The 17912-nt window shown below is 36.6% G+C and carries 18 protein-coding genes; all 18 read left to right on the top strand.

The features are described 5' to 3' along the window. The first annotated feature begins 37 nt into the window (after positions 1-37). Entirely contained in the window at positions 38-511 is a 474-nt protein-coding gene (gene rimP / locus GHT08_RS03785) for a ribosome maturation factor RimP (protein ID WP_163579917.1), read from the top strand. Between the two features lie 14 nt (positions 512-525). After that, entirely contained in the window at positions 526-1674 is a 1149-nt protein-coding gene (gene nusA, locus GHT08_RS03790) for a transcription termination factor NusA (RefSeq protein WP_163579919.1), read from the top strand. Positions 1675-1686: 12 nt separating this feature from the next. After that, complete coding sequence (gene rnpM / locus GHT08_RS03795) at positions 1687-1956, top strand: RNase P modulator RnpM (protein ID WP_163579920.1); 270 nt, start codon at positions 1687-1689, stop codon at positions 1954-1956. 1 nt (position 1957) lies between these two features. After that, positions 1958-2278, top strand: coding sequence for a YlxQ family RNA-binding protein (locus tag GHT08_RS03800; RefSeq protein ID WP_163579922.1), 321 nt, complete (start codon positions 1958-1960; stop codon positions 2276-2278). 4 nt (positions 2279-2282) lie between these two features. Continuing rightward, the gene (infB, locus tag GHT08_RS03805; protein ID WP_163579924.1) at positions 2283-4358 is read left to right on the top strand and encodes a translation initiation factor IF-2; all 2076 of its coding nucleotides are present in this window, start codon (positions 2283-2285) and stop codon (positions 4356-4358) included. Continuing rightward, positions 4358-4636, top strand: coding sequence for a DUF503 domain-containing protein (locus GHT08_RS03810; protein WP_163579926.1), 279 nt, complete (start codon positions 4358-4360; stop codon positions 4634-4636). Before infB ends, GHT08_RS03810 begins: the two co-directional genes overlap by 1 nt. Positions 4637-4662: 26 nt before the next feature. Then, positions 4663-5019, top strand: a complete 357-nt coding sequence (rbfA, locus tag GHT08_RS03815; RefSeq protein ID WP_018932628.1) for a 30S ribosome-binding factor RbfA — start codon at positions 4663-4665, stop codon at positions 5017-5019. Positions 5020-5389: 370 nt separating this feature from the next. Further along, positions 5390-6301 (top strand): tRNA pseudouridine(55) synthase TruB, encoded by a 912-nt coding sequence (gene truB, locus GHT08_RS03820; RefSeq protein ID WP_163579927.1) that lies wholly within the window; start codon positions 5390-5392, stop codon positions 6299-6301. Between the two features lie 9 nt (positions 6302-6310). Beyond that, on the top strand, positions 6311-7255 hold the full coding sequence (gene ribF / locus GHT08_RS03825) for a riboflavin biosynthesis protein RibF (protein ID WP_163579930.1): 945 nt from the start codon (positions 6311-6313) through the stop codon (positions 7253-7255). Positions 7256-7381: 126 nt separating this feature from the next. Further along, a complete protein-coding gene (gene rpsO, locus GHT08_RS03830) occupies positions 7382-7651 on the top strand; it encodes a 30S ribosomal protein S15 (protein WP_153834254.1) in 270 nt (89 codons plus the stop codon). A 263-nt stretch (positions 7652-7914) separates the two neighbouring features. Continuing rightward, the gene (pnp, locus tag GHT08_RS03835; RefSeq protein ID WP_163579932.1) at positions 7915-10020 is read left to right on the top strand and encodes a polyribonucleotide nucleotidyltransferase; all 2106 of its coding nucleotides are present in this window, start codon (positions 7915-7917) and stop codon (positions 10018-10020) included. Between the two features lie 638 nt (positions 10021-10658). Next, positions 10659-11876 carry a M16 family metallopeptidase gene (locus GHT08_RS03840; RefSeq protein WP_163579934.1) on the top strand — a complete coding sequence of 406 codons (1218 nt, stop codon included), beginning with the start codon at positions 10659-10661 and terminating at the stop codon, positions 11874-11876. Positions 11877-11895: 19 nt separating this feature from the next. Continuing rightward, positions 11896-12135: a YlmC/YmxH family sporulation protein gene (locus tag GHT08_RS03845; RefSeq protein WP_018932622.1), complete on the top strand. Its 240-nt coding sequence runs from the start codon at positions 11896-11898 to the stop codon at positions 12133-12135. A 298-nt stretch (positions 12136-12433) separates the two neighbouring features. After that, positions 12434-13312, top strand: a complete 879-nt coding sequence (gene dpaA, locus GHT08_RS03850) for a dipicolinic acid synthetase subunit A (protein WP_163579936.1) — start codon at positions 12434-12436, stop codon at positions 13310-13312. Between the two features lie 115 nt (positions 13313-13427). Further along, positions 13428-14018, top strand: a complete 591-nt coding sequence (locus tag GHT08_RS03855; protein WP_163579938.1) for a dipicolinate synthase subunit B — start codon at positions 13428-13430, stop codon at positions 14016-14018. Between the two features lie 94 nt (positions 14019-14112). Then, complete coding sequence (asd, locus tag GHT08_RS03860) at positions 14113-15165, top strand: aspartate-semialdehyde dehydrogenase (protein ID WP_163579940.1); 1053 nt, start codon at positions 14113-14115, stop codon at positions 15163-15165. A gap of 13 nt (positions 15166-15178) precedes the next feature. Next, positions 15179-16393, top strand: coding sequence for an aspartate kinase (gene dapG / locus GHT08_RS03865; RefSeq protein WP_163579942.1), 1215 nt, complete (start codon positions 15179-15181; stop codon positions 16391-16393). 337 nt (positions 16394-16730) lie between these two features. Next, positions 16731-17606, top strand: a complete 876-nt coding sequence (gene dapA / locus GHT08_RS03870; RefSeq protein ID WP_163580090.1) for a 4-hydroxy-tetrahydrodipicolinate synthase — start codon at positions 16731-16733, stop codon at positions 17604-17606. The last annotated feature ends 306 nt before the right edge of the window (positions 17607-17912 follow it).

A 17912-nucleotide genomic window follows, 5' to 3' on the forward strand; every position in this document is an offset into this window, starting at 1 on the left:
TCTTAAAGAACATAATCGCAGTGGAGGAGGTATCAGAATGGCAAACAAGATAGTACAGCAAACAGAAGAACTAGTTCAACCCATATTAGATGAGCTTTCTTTAGAACTTGTAGATATTGTCTATGAAAAAGAAGGACCAAATTGGTTTTTACGAGTATACATCGATAAGGATGGCGGTGTAGATATTGAAGAGTGTGGTCAAGTTTCTGAAAGGTTAAGTAGCGAGTTAGATGAGAAAGATCCTATTAGTGAAGCATATTTCCTTGAAGTTTCTTCACCAGGTGTAGAACGTCCATTAAAAAAAGAGGCTGATTTCAAGCAGCATATCGGAAAACATGTCTATGTAAAACTGTATGAGCCGATTGCAGGTGAAAAGGAATTTACTGGAGATTTAGTTGGTTTCAAGGATGGTTACGCAACTGTTCAATATAAAGAAAAAACGGTGCAAAAAGAAGTGGAGATTCCATTTACCAAAATTGCGAAAGCTCGTCTAGCTGTAACTTTTGATTAAAGGGGGAGAAATTCGTGAACAGAGAATTGTTCGATGCGATGAATTATTTAGAAAAGGAAAAAGGAATTAACAAAGAGATTCTGATGGAAGCGTTAGAGGCTGCCTTAATTTCTGCTTATAAAAAGAATTTTAAATCAGCAACCAATGTTAGAGTGGATTTAAATGAGGAAGCTGGAACGATGGGTGTATTTGCTCAAAAAGAAATTGTAGACGAGGTAGAAGATCATAATCAGCAAATTTCGCTTGAAGAAGCACATAATATTAATCCGGCATATGAGATTGGTGATGTAATAGAAATTGAAGTAACACCAAGAGATTTTGGTCGAATAGCTGCTCAAGCCGCAAAACAAGTAGTAACACAACGAGTTCGAGAAGCAGAACGAGGCATCATCTACAATGAATATATTGACCGTGAAGAAGACATCATGAATGGTACGATTCAGCGTATGGACGGTCGTTTTATTTATGTGAATTTAGGTAAAGTCGAGGCCAAATTGCCAGAGTCGGAATGTATGCCAACCGAGACATATCATGTTCATGACAGAATTAAAGTGTTTGTAACCAAAGTGGAAAATACTAATAAAGGACCTAATATTTTCGTATCCAGAACACATCCTGGATTATTAAAGCGATTATTTGAAATGGAAGTACCGGAGATTTATGATGGAACCGTTGAAGTTAAATCTGTTGCGCGTGAAGCAGGAGATCGTTCTAAAATCTCTGTTCATGCGGAGGATCCAGAAATTGATCCAGTAGGGTCATGTGTTGGTCAAAAAGGACAAAGAGTACAAACGATTGTCGATGAACTAAAAGGAGAAAAAATTGACATTGTAGAATGGTCTGAGGATCCAGTAGTCTACGTATCCAACGCACTTAGCCCATCCAAAGTGATCCAAGTAAATGTTGATGAAGAGGAAAAGGCAACTACTGTAATCGTTCCAGATTATCAATTATCGCTTGCGATTGGAAAACGAGGGCAAAATGCTAGATTGGCTGCCAAATTAACAGGTTGGAAAATTGATATTAAAAGTGAATCTGAAGCAAAAGAAGAAGGCCTGATTTCAGAAGAAGAAATTGAAGAAAGTCTAGAGGCCTTAGAATATGAGGATAGCTTGGAATATGAAGAATCCTACGAAGATATGGATGAAGATCTGTTTAAGTAAGGAGGAATTCATATGGCTAAAAAACGAAAGGTACCATTAAGGAAATGCGTTATAACTCAAGAAATGATGCCTAAAGGGTCATTAATTCGAGTGGTGAAAACCAAAGAAGGTGAGGTATTTGTAGATCCTACTGGCAAGCGAAATGGGCGAGGAGCTTATGTGTCAAAGGACTTACAAGTAATCGACAAAGCAGAGAAAAATGGTGCACTAGAAAAACAGTTAGAAATAAAGATTCCGCAAGAAATATATGATGAATTAAGAAAACAGATTGAAGGCGAATAATGTGGTCAATCATAAATCTTATCTTAATATAATTGGATTAGCCAATCGTGCTGGAAAATGTACGTTCGGCGAAGAACTCATTGTCAAAGAAATTCAGTCAAAAAAGTCAAAAATTGTATTAATTGCAAGTGATATAGGCGATCAGACTCGAAAGAAATTAACAGATAAATGTACGTTTTATAATATTCCGTATTTCTTCGTAGACGATCGAAAAACACTTTCACAAGCAGTTGGTAAATCAGGTCGTGTAGCTATTTCCATTCATGAAAATGGATTTGCGAAGAAATTAATTGCATTACTTGATGAAAATATTCGGGGGTGAACGTATGTCAAAAATACGAGTATATGAGTACGCTAAGCAAGTAAATAAAACCAGTAAGGAAGTTATTAATAAACTAAAAGAATTAGAGCTTCCGGTTTCCAACCACATGTCTACTATTTCTGATGATATGAAAGCAAAGCTAGATCAAAGCTTTCAACCAAAGCCAAAAGAGCAACCAAAAAAGGCACAGGGGCATAAACAATCCAAAAATACAAAGCCAAATAATAATCAACAATCTAATAAGAAAAAGAATAATAATAAACATCAGAAAAACAATCAGAAAAACAACAAACAAGAGGCTAAAAAGCCAACTAATACTCAACCACAAAAGCCTGAAAAAATAACTTATTCTGGTTCTATAACTGTTGGAGAACTAGCAGAAAAGTTAAATAAAGAGACAAATGAAATTATTAAAAAGCTTATGTTTTTAGGGGTTATGGCTACCAAAAACCAAGATCTTGATGAAGATGCTTTAGAATTAATTTGTGGGGAATATGGAGTAGAAGTAGAACAAGAAATTGAAATTGATAAAGCAGACCTTGAAACATATATTGAAGAAGATGATCCAGACAAATTAGAGGAACGTCCTCCAGTTGTAACGATTATGGGGCACGTAGACCACGGGAAAACTACTTTACTTGATTCGATTCGCCATACGAAAGTTACAGAGGGTGAAGCAGGCGGAATCACTCAACATATTGGTGCTTACCAAGTAAGAGAAAACGATAAAAAAGTAACTTTCCTAGACACACCAGGCCACGCAGCATTTACGAGCATGCGTTCTCGTGGTGCTCAAATTACAGACCTTGCTATTTTAGTAGTAGCAGCTGATGATGGTGTCATGCCACAAACCGTTGAAGCGATCAACCATGCTAAGGCGGCAGAAGTACCAATAATTGTAGCAGTGAACAAAATGGATAAAGAAGGCGCAAATCCGGATCGTGTCATGCAAGAATTAACGGAATATGAATTAATCCCTGAAGACTGGGGTGGAGATACTATCTTCGTACAACTATCTGCGATAAAAGGGGAAGGAATCGATGACTTGTTAGAAATGATCCTCCTTGTAGCAGAAGTAGAAGAATTAAAAGCAAATCCAAACCGTCGTGCTAATGGTACAGTAATTGAAGCACAATTGGATAAAGGTCGAGGTTCTGTTGCATCATTACTTGTACAAAATGGTACACTAAAAGTAGGAGATCCGATTGTAGTTGGTAATACGTTTGGTCGTGTTCGTGCGATGGTAAATGATCTAGGTAAACGTATTAACTCAGCTGGACCTTCAACACCTGTTGAGATTACAGGTCTTAATGATGTGCCATTAGCAGGAGATCGATTTGTTGTATTTAAAGATGAAAAACAAGCGCGACAAATCGGTGAAATGAGACAAGAAAAACAATTGGAAGAAAAACGTGGTACACAGTCTCGTGTCAGCTTGGATGACTTATTCGAACAAATTAAACAAGGTGATATCAAAGACATTAATGTGATTATTAAGGCAGACGTACAAGGATCTGCCGAAGCATTAGCTGCATCATTACAAAAAATTGATGTAGAAGGTGTTAAAGTCAACATTATTCACACAGGTGTTGGCGCAATTAAAGAATCAGATATTATTCTCGCTTCAGCATCTAATGCTATTGTTATTGGGTTTAATGTTCGACCGGATAATAACGCGAAAAAAGCAGCAGAATCTGAAAATGTTGATATTCGTCTTCACCGTGTTATTTATAAAGCAATTGAAGAAGTAGAAGCTGCTATGAAAGGTCTCTTAGACCCTGAATATCAAGAAAAAGTAATCGGTCAAGTAGAAGTAAGAGAAATCTTTAAAGTGTCCAAAATTGGTACGATAGCAGGAGCTTATGTTACAGATGGAAAAGTAACAAGAGATTCTGGTGTTCGTTTAATTCGTGATGGTGTAGTCATCTATGAAGGTGAAATTGATACATTGAAACGCTATAAAGATGATGTCAAAGAAGTTGCCCAAAATTACGAATGTGGTATTACGATTAAAAACTACAATGATATTAAAGAAGGCGATATAATCGAAGCATATGTAATGGAGGAAATTGAAATTTAATGATTACCTATGCAGAAGTTGAAATCTTTTTGTATGAATGTCATTCGTTAAAGGATAAACGATCTGTATTAAAAAGAATTAAAAATCGTCTTAGTAAAGATTTAAATATTGCCATCTCTGAAATGGATTATCAAGACTTATGGCAACGATCTAAACTGGGAATAGTCACCGTCTCGGAGTCGAGCGAAATTGGGCAGCAAATTATCCAACAAGCACTAGGTATACTGGATTCCTTTACGGAAATTGAACGGACTATTACAAATATTGAAATAAGATGAAGTAAGCTAGGAAAGAGGTGATACAGATGGGGGAACTACGCTCTAATCGAGTCGCCGAACAAATGAAAAAAGAGCTTGGTGATATCATATCCCGCAAAATCAAAGATCCTCGCGTAGGATTTGTTACCATCACAGATGTAGAAGTTACCGGAGACTTGCAGCAGGCAAAGGTATTTATCTCGGTTTTAGGTGATGAAAATAAAAGGCAAGATACGTTAATTGGTCTTGCTAAAGCAAAAGGGTTTATCCGTTCAGAGATTGGCAAACGAATCAGGTTAAGAAAGACACCTGAATTAATGTTTGACTTTGACGATACAATCGAACGAGGAAACCGAATTGAGCATATCTTGAGAGAATTAAACGAATCTGAAAAAGAACAGTAAGAATGGAAAACCCTTGTCTTTCAACAAGGGTTTTCTGACTGAAACAACGAAATCAAACAGTATATATAAACTGCGCAGTAACGAGGACAAGGATTTGCTCTCTTTCGTACTGAGTTTTGATGAGTGCTGCCATACGCTCCGGCAGAATACTGCACTTTCCCTGGGCAAATCCTCGGAAAGGGAAATGGGCAGCCGGAGTGGAGGTTCTGATCACGATAAATGTCAAAATTACTTCATAGGTGACTGTGCACTTAGTTTCGAACAAACAGTATTTTCACTACTTCGCAGTTTGTATCTAGTTTGCATAATGTGAGAAAAAATCGTGATTTATGCTCGTTTTTGTCTACAATATATAGAGTGGAGGTGACGTATGGACGGGATTTTACCATTATGGAAAAGTAAAGGAATGACATCACATGATTGTGTTTTTAAGGTAAGAAAATTACTTGGCACCAAAAAGGTAGGGCATACAGGTACATTAGATCCGGAAGTAGAAGGGGTTCTACCTATTTGTATAGGAGAAGCGACCAAAATTGTTCCTTATTTAACAGATACGACAAAAACGTATCGAGCAACGGCAACATTAGGCTACTCTACCGATACAGAAGACCACACAGGTAAAATTCAGCAAGATGAGAACGTTACTATCGAAGTATCGAAAGAAGCTATTCTTCGAGTGCTACAAGAATTCTGCGGGGTCATTACCCAACAAGTTCCTTTATATTCTGCAGTTAAAGTGAATGGCAAAAAGCTTTATGAATATGCAAGAGCCAATGAACCAGTTGAAAGACCGTTTCGTCAAGTGAAGATTCACAATATTCGTTTTTTATCTACTACATATGATAAAGTAAAGAAGACGCAATCAGTAGAATTTGAAGTTACATGTTCAAAAGGTACATATATCCGTACACTATGTGTTGATATAGGAAAAGCTTTAGGATTCCCATCCCATATGTCACATTTAGTGAGAATAGCTACAGGGAATTTATCAGAACAAGATACAATTACTCTTGACCAAATTCAAGAGTGTTTGGATCAAAACCAACCAGTACCACTTATATCGATCAATAAAGGTCTTGCTCATTTAGATAATTGGGCAATAGACGAAAAAACGATGGAAAAAGTTTTACATGGACAAAAATTACCAATACCAAGCCCAATACCTAACACACCTTTTTTTCGAGTAATTTTTCGCGATAGAATGGTAGCTATTTATCAAGTACATGATAATAAGAAAGAAATAAAACCAGCACGTGTTTTCAGATTGAATGAAAGAAAGTAGGTGAGACAGGTGGAAGTGCAATCACTTGTATATCCCCATGACTTAAAAAGAGAAAATTTGCCGGATACTGTAGCTGCTATTGGATTTTTTGATGGGGTTCATAAAGGACATCAGGCGGTCATACAACAAGCAATGAATATTGCCAGCCAATCAAAAAAAGAATCTGCAGTAATTACTTTTGATCCGCATCCTTCTGTAGTATTACAAAAACAAAAAGAACAAGTACGGTATATTACCCCTATCGATGATAAAATTAAAAAGATGGAAGCATCAGGGGTGGATCGTTTATATATTATTCGATTTGATCAATCATTAGCGAAATTAACACCAAAACAATTTATTGACCATTTTATTGTAAATCTACATATCACTCACTTAGTTGCGGGATTTGATTTTACGTTTGGACATAAAGGTTCAGGTAATATGGAAAATATCTATGAGTTTACTGGTAATGAACTGGAGATTACAACAATCAGCAGGTTAGATTATCAAGAAGATAAAATTAGTTCAACTAGAATTCGTCATGAGTTAAAGCAAGGGAATATGGAAAAAGCAGAGATATTACTTGGCAGGCCCTATTCTCTAACTGGAGAAGTTATTCATGGCGATAAACGTGGTCGAACAATTGGCTATCCAACTGCAAACATCAAAATAGAGGATTATTATTTTTTACCTAGAATAGGTGTATATGCTGTGGAAGTAGAAGTTGGAGATAAGCATTATTATGGTATGGCAAACCTTGGATATAACCCGACATTTACAGATGATCGGGAAAATACAAAACTTGAAGTACACATTTTCGATTTTGATGAGAATATTTATGGCGAACAGATAGTCGTCTATTGGAAAAAATTTATTCGAGATGAAGAAAAATTCTCTGGAATCGATGAATTGGTAGAAAAGCTGAAAGATGACGAAGACCAAAGTCGTGAATTTTTTGCAATAAATGAATAAAACCACTTGCATTTTAAGTCGAAAAGTTGTAACCTTTAATACGGAAACCATCCACTTGGCAATTCGATTTCTCCGGCGATTGCTAGGGGATAGGGGTTCAACTTGAAATATTAGGAGGTGAATAGGATGGCTATTACACAAGAGCGTAAAAACGAAATCATCAATGAATACAAAACACATGAGAACGACACTGGTTCACCAGAAGTTCAAATTGCTGTCCTTACTGAGGAAATCAATAATTTGAATAACCACTTACGTACTCATAAGAAAGATCACCATTCACGTCGTGGTCTATTAAAAATGGTAGGTAAACGTCGTAACTTGTTAAACTATTTACGTAACAAAGATGTTGCTCGTTACCGTACACTAATTCAAAAATTAGGTTTACGTCGATAAACCAACTAAAAAGCGGGAGTGATCCCGCTTTTTCTGTATGTAAAAAACTAGTGAAATACAACCTAATACGGAATAAGTATATTTTTTCTTGATGTTGATGAAAGAAATGAATAACATATTGATTATTTCTAGGCAAAATAGAAAATACTAATATTATTCCGAATAAATGTTTAATCAATAGAACTAGTTACATATGTGGAAACAACATGCTAAAATAAAAAGTAGTCATGTACAAGCATAGTTGTTTTGAGAGGAGTACTATAATGGTAGAAGAAAAGAAAGTATTTTCAACTGAAATCGCTGGTCAACCGTTCCGAGTGGAAATTGGTGAACTAGCAAAACAAGCAAATGGAGCATGCATGGTGCATTATGGTGATACTGCTGTATTAGCAACTGCAACAGCTTCAAAAGAACCAAAAGATTTACCTTTCTTCCCGTTAACCGTCAATTATGAAGAACGTTTATACGCGGTTGGGAAAATCCCGGGAGGATTCATCAAAAGAGAAGGTAGACCCAGTGAAAAAGCTGTATTAACATCAAGACTGATTGACCGTCCGATCCGCCCGTTGTTCCCAGATGGTTTCCGAAATGAGGTACAGGTGATTAGTACCGTAATGAGTGTGGATCAAAACTTGCCATCTGAAATCGCGGCAATGATCGGTTCATCGATTGCGTTAAGTGTATCTGATATTCCTTTTGGAGGACCTATTGCGGGTGTTGTAGTAGGAAGAGTCGATGGAAATTTCGTTGTTAATCCAACATTGGAAGAACGCGAAAAAAGTGATATTGATCTAACAGTAGCTGGTACTAAAGATGCGATTAACATGGTTGAAGCAGGAGCAAATGAAGTACCGGAAGAAATTATGTTAGAAGCGATCATGTTTGGTCATGAAGAAATCAAACGATTAATTGCTTTTCAAGAAGAAATCATTGAAGCATTACAAGTAGAGAAGATGGAAATTCAATTATTCGAAGTTAATGATTCCATTGTAGAAGAAGTAGAAAATAAAGCAAAAGCTCGACTTGTAGAAGCAATTCAAGTACAAGAAAAGCATGCGCGCGAGGAAGCAATTGAACAAGTAAAAGCAGAAATAAAAGAAGAGTATGAAGAAGCTGAGGCAGAAGCCGATACATTAAAACAAGTAGCTTCTGTATTAGACAAGATTGTAAAAGAAGAAGTTCGTCGTTTAATCACGAAAGAAAAAGTACGTCCAGATGGAAGAAAAATTGATGAAATCAGACCGTTGTCTTCAAGAATTGGTGTTTTACCTCGTACTCACGGTTCTGGATTATTTACACGTGGTCAAACCCAAGCATTAAGTGTATGTACATTAGGAGCATTAGGTGATGTACAAATCTTAGATGGATTGGATGCAGAGGAATCAAAACGATTTATGCATCACTATAATTTCCCATCTTTCAGTGTAGGGGAAACTGGACCAATCCGTGGACCGGGACGACGTGAAATCGGTCATGGTGCATTAGGTGAACGTGCATTAGAAAAAGTAATACCAGACGAAAAAGAATTTCCTTATACCGTTCGTCTTGTTTCAGAAGTATTGGAATCTAATGGTTCAACGTCTCAAGCAAGTATTTGTGCAAGTACATTAGCAATGATGGATGCAGGTGTTCCGATTAAAGCACCAGTAGCTGGTATAGCGATGGGTCTTGTTAAATCTGGTGAAGATTATACGATCTTAAGTGATATCCAAGGTATGGAAGACTTCTTAGGAGATATGGATTTCAAAGTAGCGGGTACTGAAAAAGGTGTTACAGCGTTGCAAATGGATATTAAGATTGAAGGCTTATCACGTGAAATCCTTGATGAGGCTCTAACACAAGCGAAAAAAGGACGTATGCACATTCTTTCTCATATGTTAGAAACGATTCAAGAGCCTAAACATGAATTATCTGATTATGCTCCGAAAATTTTAACAATGGATATTAATCCAGATAAAATTCGTGATGTGATTGGTCCAAGTGGTAAACAAATCAATCAAATTATTGAAGAGACTGGTGTCAAAATTGATATTGAGCAAGATGGACATGTCTTTATTTCTTCAACTGATACAGAGATGAATAAAAAAGCTCAGAAATTAATTGAAGATATAGTACGTGAAGTAGAGGTTGGACAAATGTACCTGGGTACAGTGAAACGTATTGAAAAATTTGGTGCTTTTGTAGAGTTATTTAAAGGAAAAGAAGGATTAGTGCACATCTCAGAATTAGCTGAGGAAAGAATCGGCAAAGTAGAGGATGTAGTGTCAATTGGCGATCAGATTATGGTCAAAGTAAAAGAAATCGACCGTCAAGGACGCATCAATCTTTCAAGAAAAGCAGTACTTATCGAACAAAAAGAAAACAATTAATCAAAGAAGAAGCTGGCCAACCAGTTTCTTTTTTTAAACCTTTAGGTAAAGGATTACATCATACATAAACTGCGCAGTAACGAGGAAAAGGATTTGCTCTCTTCCATTCTTCACTTAGAGAGTGCATGCAAACCGCTCCGGCAGAATACTGCGCTTTCCGTGGGCGGTTTTTAGCTAACTTTGCAAAGAAAACCACTTAGCAAAGTGGATCTTCAGCTCTCGTGAGTCCCACAGGAGTCTCCGTATTCTGCCTACGCTATTTTTGTTCTCTGATTATAAAAAGAAATGAACTTATGGAACTAACTTTTTTGTTTTACTACAGTTCTAATCGGCTGTAATTCTGCCTGGCTAATTTCGGATTAGTGTTGTAGGCATATCTTAACGAAGGCCGCCCACTATCACTCCTGTGGGAATTGTTTGACCTGAAGATCCACTTTTTCGAGCGGTTTTTGCTCGAAAAAGTTAGCTGAAGGGCAAACCCCACGGAAAGGGAAGTGGGAAGCCGGAGTGGTAGTTATTCATCACGATATATTTCAACATTATGTCTTAGGTGAGCGCACATCTAATTACCACATTACTTCGCAGTTTGTATCTACTACACAAGTTAGGTACTAGCATAGTTTTAGGAGGATTTTGATTTGTTACATCGTAAGGAATGCAGTAATGGGATGCGAATTGTATTGGAAGAAATCACATCTGTCAGATCAGTAACGATCGGGATTTGGGTTAAAACTGGTTCAAGAGATGAATCGACAGAACTAAACGGCATATCTCATTTTATCGAGCATATGTTATTTAAAGGAACAGAAAATCGAACATCACAGGAAATTGCGGAAGCATTTGATGGCATTGGTGGCGAAATTAATGCGTTCACTTCAAAAGAATACACATGCTTTTATGCTAAAGTCCTCGATACGCATAAAGAATTGGCAATCGAAATTTTAGCAGATATGCTACTTCACTCTACTTTTGATCAAACAGAGATGGAAAGAGAAAAGAATGTAGTATTAGAAGAGATTAATATGACAGAGGATACACCAGATGACATTATCCATGATTTATTAGCAGAGGTAACATACCAACAACATCCATTGGCAAAGCCAATATTAGGTTCTAAGTCTACCGTTAATCAACTAGCACAACAAGATATATTTCAATATATGAAAAACCACTATGTTCCTGAGAATATCGTAGTTTCGATCGTCGGTAATGTGACTTCCAGTTTTATTAAAACAGTGGAAGATACGTTATCTGTGGAAAATCAACCATTAACCGATAAAAAAGGTGCAAGCAAACCAGTATTTTATCCTAAGCAAATTTCACAAACGAAAGAAACAGAACAAGCTCACCTCTGTTTAGGATATGAAGGTGTAGGGATAGAAAATAACCTTGAATACGCCATGATGATTGTTAATAATGTCTTAGGTGGCAGTATGAGTTCCAGGTTGTTCCAAGAAATAAGAGAAAAAGAAGGGATGGCATACTCCATTTTTTCTTATCATAGTGCTTTTGTTGATAGTGGTTTGTTAACCATTTATGCGGGAACTTCGAAAAATCAGTTGTATATTGTTCAAGATAAAATACACTATATTGTCGATCAATTGAGGAAGAATGGTTTATCTAATAAAGAGTGGCAAAACAGTAAAGAACAATTAAAAGGACTTTATATGTTAAGTCTCGAAAGTACAAATAGCAAAATGAGCCGAAATGCCAGAAATGAATTATTATTGCAAACTCATCCTTCCCTTGATGAAATAATGAAAAAAATTGATGAAGTCAAATTAGATGATGTTCAACATATTCTTGATACATTACAGTCTGATCGAGTTGCAACTGCCATTATTTCACCTGAATAATAGATTGGAGGTGTTAATGATGCGTTTTAACGATTTAAGCAGTAAAGAGTTGATTGACTTAACTACAGGTTCTAGACTGGGTGTTTTGGGACAAACAGATCTTGAAATTGATGAAAAAACAGGTCAAATCATTTCTTTTACCATTCCGCAATATAGTATGTTTGGCTTAAGAAAGTCAGAATCCTATTCACGAATTGACTGGAAACAGATTAAAAAAATCGGTGATGATATGATTATTGTGGAAACAGATGAGGTGTAAAAAACGAAGCTAATCGAAGCTTCGTTTTTTATTTTAGATAGGAAATTATATAACCATTGGTATCACAGTGATTTCATTGCCAAATTTCAGCACTTCTATGCTGAGGATAATAATCAAAGTTTCTAGCTCTGGCATATGTAGTAGAGCTGCATTAAACGAAGCCTGCCTACTTTCACTCCTGGGGGAAAAGCTTTTCTTATTTCTTGGGATATTTGCCTCTTCACTTCTGTTCCATGTTTTCATATGATAATTTTAGATAAGATTTATTGTTTAGATAGAGAGTTGGTGAGGTGACAAGATGCAGAAGACTAAACATATTGCAATTATTGGAGGCGATGCACGCTATTTGCCTTTAATACATGCACTTAAAACGATTGATCACTTAAGTATTCGCATATTAGGTTTTGAACAAGTAGAGCAAAGCTACACAGGGGTTATGCAGTCAACAATCGAGAATTTGGATACATCTCAATTAGATGGTGTCATATTACCGATTACCGGTATAGATGATGATGGCTTTGTCGAAACAATGTTTTCAAATGAAAAAATACAATTAACAGAGGAATGGTTTCAGTCATTACCAGAAGATTGTATAGTGTTCACTGGCATATCCAATCGAAAACTGGATCAGCATATTAGCGACAACAATTTACATTTAATCAAATTAATGGAAAGGGATGATGTTGCTATTTATAATTCCATCCCTACTGCCGAAGGAGCTATTATGCTTGCTATCAAACATACCGATTTCACCATTCATCATTCGAATGTATTCGTATTTGGATATGGGCGAGTTGGTGAAACGACTGCCAATAGCTTTGCTGGCCTTGGAGCTAACATAGCAGTTATTTCCAAGCATGAAACTGATTTGGCACGTGTTTATGAAAAAGGATGGGAAGCGTATTCGTTAGACCAGATCGAGCAATATATAGATAAATGTCAAATTTTAATTAATACGATTCCTGCAAAAGTAGTAGATAAATCTCTTATTGAAAAAATGAATAGTCAGGCGATTATTATCGACTTAGCCTCCAAGCCTGGAGGAATTGATTTTGAATATGCGAAAACCAGAGGTATAGAAGCGATCCATGCTTTAGGTTTGCCGGGGATGGTAGCTCCGACAACTGCAGGCGAAATTCTGGCTGATCGCATAGCCAAAATACTATTCACCTCCTAACAGTAACACACAGATGATCTGGGCATATAATGGGCATATAATGGGCATATAACGTAAGCCCAATTGGTGAACCCTGTGATTCTGTAAAAAGATTACAAATATAGGAGGTATTTTAGTGGATTTAAAAGGGAAAAAGATTGGATTTGGTTTAACTGGATCACATTGTACTTATGCAGATGTTTTTCCACAAATGGAGAAATTAGTCGAGTTAGGTGCCGAATTAGTGCCAGTTGTCTCATATACATTTAAAGAAACTGACAGTAAATTCGGTAAAGCTCAAGATCATATGGATCGCGTTAAAGAAATTACAGGTAGAGAACCGATCGCAACTATTGTAGATGCTGAACCATTAGGACCGATCGAACCATTAGATGCTATGATATTAGCTCCTTTGACTGGTAATTCCATGAGTCGTCTCGCCAATGCCATAACCGACAGTCCTGTTCTGATGGCAACGAAAGCAACGATTAGAAACGGAAATCCAGTTGTCATTGGGGTTTCAACCAATGATGCATTAGGCTTAAACGGTGTTAATTTAATGCGGTTAATGTCTACTAAGCTAATATATTTCGTACCATTTGGTCAGGACGATCCGATAAAGAAACCAAATTCAATGGTATCAGATATGACACTCATTCCGGAAACGGTAGTGAACGCTCTTGAATATAAGCAAATACAGCCGGTAGTTATAGAAAGAAACAAGTAATTATGATGAAATAATTAAAGTATAATCGATAATATGTTATGATAAAAAAGATAATCAAATTAATCATTGAATCAAATGGAAGGGGACAATTAACATGGCAACAGGACAACAATATAATGTGGCAGTAGTAGGTGCTACTGGTGCAGTAGGAGCAAAAATGCTAGAAACATTGGATAAAAAGAACTTTCCAATCAACGAATTACTGTTATTATCTTCTAAACGTTCAGCCGGAAAAGAAATGGAGTTTCAGGGTAAAACCTATACGGTACAGGAAGCTACACCAGAAAGTTTCGAAGGTGTTGATATTGCTCTGTTTTCAGCTGGTGGATCAGTTTCTAAAAAGTTAGCTCCAGAAGCAGTAAAACGTGGTGCAGTCGTTGTTGACAATACAAGTGCATTCCGAATGGATCCTGAAGTACCACTAGTGGTACCAGAAGTAAATGAAAAAGATATCCAGAATCATAACGGAATCATCGCAAACCCAAATTGTTCTACCATTCAAATGGTAGCTGCTCTTAAACCAGTTCAAGATAAGTTTGGTATGTCTAGAGTAATTGTTTCGACATATCAAGCAGTATCAGGAGCTGGAAATGAGGCTGTCGAGGAATTGCATTCTCAGTCCAAAGCATTTTTAGATGGTGAAGAATTAAAGCCAGAATTATTACCTGTATCTGGGGAAAAACATCACTACCCCATTGCATTTAATGCATTACCTCAAATTGATGTTTTCCAAGATAATGGATACACATTTGAAGAGATGAAAATGATAAATGAAACAAAGAAAATCATGCATGATGAATCTGTTCAAGTTGCAGCAACTTGTGTACGATTACCATTCTTTACATCTCATGCAGAAAGTGTATATGTTGAAGTTGATAAAGATGACGTAACCGTTGATCAGTTTAAAGAAGCAATTAGTAACGCGGATGGTGTTGTCTTAGAAGATGACCCAGCCAATCAAGTATATCCTACCCCATTGGAAGCAGCAGGTAAAAGTGATGTGTTTGTAGGACGTATCCGTAAAGATTTGGATAATAAGAAAGGATTCCACTTATGGGTAGTCTCTGATAACTTGTTAAAGGGAGCTGCTTGGAATTCCGTGCAAATTGCTGAATCTCTAATTAAAAATAACTGGCTCAATAAATAAATGAGGTGGGAACATGCGGGTATTGGTACAAAAATTTGGTGGTACGTCTGTTAAAAATAAAGAATCCAGAGAATACGCGATTCGCCATATAAAAGAGGCACTAGCTGAAGGCTATAAGGTAGTTGTAGTTGTTTCAGCAATGGGTCGTTACCCTGAACCTTATTCAACAGATGCATTATTATCATTAATCGATGGAAATCATTCTATGTTAAGTAATAAGGAGAAAGATTTATTGTTGTCTTGTGGAGAAACAATTTCTGCGACGGTTTTTTCCCATGATTTACTGGAACATCAAATTCATTCTATTGCAATGACTGGTGGAGAAGCTGGTATTATTACGACTAGTAACTTTTCCAATGCCCAAATTAAAACGGTAGATACCAAACATTTATATGATGTTTTAAGTAACCATCAAGTAGTAGTTGTAGCTGGATTTCAAGGAAAAACGGAGAATAATGAAATAACAACCATTGGCAGGGGTGGGAGTGATACCTCTGCCACTGCATTGGCAGCAGCTTTACAAGCGGAATATGTAGATATATTTACGGATGTGAATGGCATTATGACAGCAGATCCGCGTGTTGTTACCAAAGCACAAAAATTAGATACTATTTCCTATACAGAAATATGTAATTTAGCGTATCAAGGAGCAAAAGTTATCCATCCTCGTGCGGTAGAAATTGCGATGCAAGCAAATGTTCCAATTAGAGTGCGTGCTACAAAACTGAATGATAAAGGCACACTTATTACCAATATTCCTGAAACTGATTATTCGGAGAGTATACATGATCGTTTGGCTACAGGGATTGCATATGTTAATCAGATTACTCAGATAAAAATTCAAGAGGTGAAAGAACCGCAACAAATACACGTGAAAGTATTTAAAGCGATGGCTGAGGCAGGTATTTCTGTTGATTTTATCAATATATCACCAAATGGTGTAATATATACGATATTTGAACGAGACGAAGATTTAGCGAAGCAAGTCTTAGAGTCATTAGAGCTTGAACCGATTATTACGAAAGATTGTGCAAAGATCTCATTAGTTGGAGCAGGTATGTCAGGAGTGCCTGGAGTTACATCAAAAATCGTACAGACGTTAACTAATAAAAATATTCCGATTTTACAATCAGCAGATAGTCATCGAACCATCTGGGTCTTAATTCAAAATGTCCATTTAGAAACAGCACTTAATGCATTACATGAAGCCTTTCGATTAGAAAAATAAAAAATTATAATTTTCTATTGATGAAATCGTATATTCATGGCATAATTATGTTCGCCATTTTTCTATATAAGATGTTGTTCAAAAAGTCACCAAATGATAAGTGATAAGCGGCGAATCTCTTCGTTAGCTTGTTTCTCCGTTGCTCACGTATTAAATGCATACGTTCCGCTACTCGAAACTGCGCCGCCTCGACCTTCTTGCTTTTAATTTGGCAACTTTTTGAACACGTACTTTAGAGCGTATTGTAAAATAAAAACCACTAAATGAAGCAAAATTATACTAATCAATGTTTAGCATTTGCAAATCAGGTGAAGGAGATTGGAAAGGAGATGGTGACATTATGGATTTCGGAAGACTGTTAACCGCAATGGTGACACCTTTTGATGAAAATAATCGTATGGATTTAAATATAACGACACAATTGATCGAACATTTGATTGCTACGGGATCAGATGGACTTGTTGTAGCAGGTACAACAGGTGAATCTCCAACGTTGAGTCATGAAGAAAAGATCACTTTATTTGAACACGTCGTGAAAGTGGTGGATGGTCGAGTACCTATTATTGCTGGAACGGGTAGTAATAATACACAAGAGTCGATCGAACTAACCAAAGAAGCAGAACAAATAGGAATTGATGGTGCTCTAGTTGTAACCCCGTATTATAATAAACCCAATCAAGAAGGGTTATACCAGCACTATGCTGCGATCGCTAAAGAGACCAAATTACCAATTATGTTGTACAATATTCCTTCAAGAGCAGTTGTGCGCTTGAATGTAGAAACAGTTGTTGCTTTGTCACAAATCGAGAATATTGTGGCGGTTAAAGATTCTACTGGTGATCTGGACGGAATTGCTTCTATATTAGAACAAGCAGATGACGGCTTTTCTGTATATAGTGGTGATGATTCATTAACCTTACCAATCCAATCTATTGGTGGTTCAGGGATTGTTTCCGTTTCTTCTCATATTATTGGGAAAGAAATGAAAGAAATGATTGAATTATTCGAACAAGGTAAAGTGAAAGAAGCAAGTCGACTTCATCGCAAGTTACTTCCGATCATGCGTGCATTATTTATGGCACCATCTCCTTCACCAGTTAAGTCTGCCTTGAACTACCAACAAATCAATGTAGGCTCTGTACGTTTACCATTAGTACCGTTATCGCCATTTGAGGAACAAAATTTATTTAGAGTAATTGAATCATTTCAATAATGGTTAGAACCTGTTTCCATCACTATGAAACAGGTTCTTTTCAACTGCAAAAAAATTGAAGCAAATACATAAACTGTAAAGCAACGTAACCATAGCTTATACAAAAGTTTCGTTTTTCGGTTAGCCTGCGGACATCTATTCCGCTATTCACCAAAAATAGTGCTATTTGAAGTCGAACTGAAGCAAATAAGGGATTAAAATGTCCGCCAACACCGAAAGTGGGTGATTATTCCGCCCAATAACGCACTAAATGTCCGCTCAACAATTATTTTTAAATAGGTTTCGACTGGAAAAATCTTTTTAGAA

Origin of the sequence: Gracilibacillus saliphilus (assembly GCF_010994085.1) — a bacterium.
In the GTDB taxonomy this organism is placed as follows: Bacteria; Bacillota; Bacilli; order Bacillales; family Amphibacillaceae; genus Gracilibacillus; species Gracilibacillus lacisalsi.

Bases quoted from the DNA above. Each gene is read 5' to 3' on its own strand.
- rnpM (WP_163579920.1), top strand. From the start codon at position 1,687: ATGGCTAAAAAACGAAAGGTACCATTAAGGAAATGCGTTATAACTCAA.
- GHT08_RS03810 (WP_163579926.1), top strand. From the start codon at position 4,358: ATGATTACCTATGCAGAAGTTGAAATCTTTTTGTATGAATGTCATTCG.
- rbfA (WP_018932628.1), top strand. From the start codon at position 4,663: ATGGGGGAACTACGCTCTAATCGAGTCGCCGAACAAATGAAAAAAGAG.
- pnp (WP_163579932.1), top strand. From the start codon at position 7,915: ATGGTAGAAGAAAAGAAAGTATTTTCAACTGAAATCGCTGGTCAACCG.
- rimP (WP_163579917.1), top strand. From the start codon at position 38: ATGGCAAACAAGATAGTACAGCAAACAGAAGAACTAGTTCAACCCATA.
- dapG (WP_163579942.1), top strand. From the start codon at position 15,179: ATGCGGGTATTGGTACAAAAATTTGGTGGTACGTCTGTTAAAAATAAA.
- rpsO (WP_153834254.1), top strand. From the start codon at position 7,382: ATGGCTATTACACAAGAGCGTAAAAACGAAATCATCAATGAATACAAA.
- infB (WP_163579924.1), top strand. From the start codon at position 2,283: ATGTCAAAAATACGAGTATATGAGTACGCTAAGCAAGTAAATAAAACC.
- dpaA (WP_163579936.1), top strand. From the start codon at position 12,434: ATGCAGAAGACTAAACATATTGCAATTATTGGAGGCGATGCACGCTAT.
- truB (WP_163579927.1), top strand. From the start codon at position 5,390: ATGGACGGGATTTTACCATTATGGAAAAGTAAAGGAATGACATCACAT.
- asd (WP_163579940.1), top strand. From the start codon at position 14,113: ATGGCAACAGGACAACAATATAATGTGGCAGTAGTAGGTGCTACTGGT.
- GHT08_RS03845 (WP_018932622.1), top strand. From the start codon at position 11,896: ATGCGTTTTAACGATTTAAGCAGTAAAGAGTTGATTGACTTAACTACA.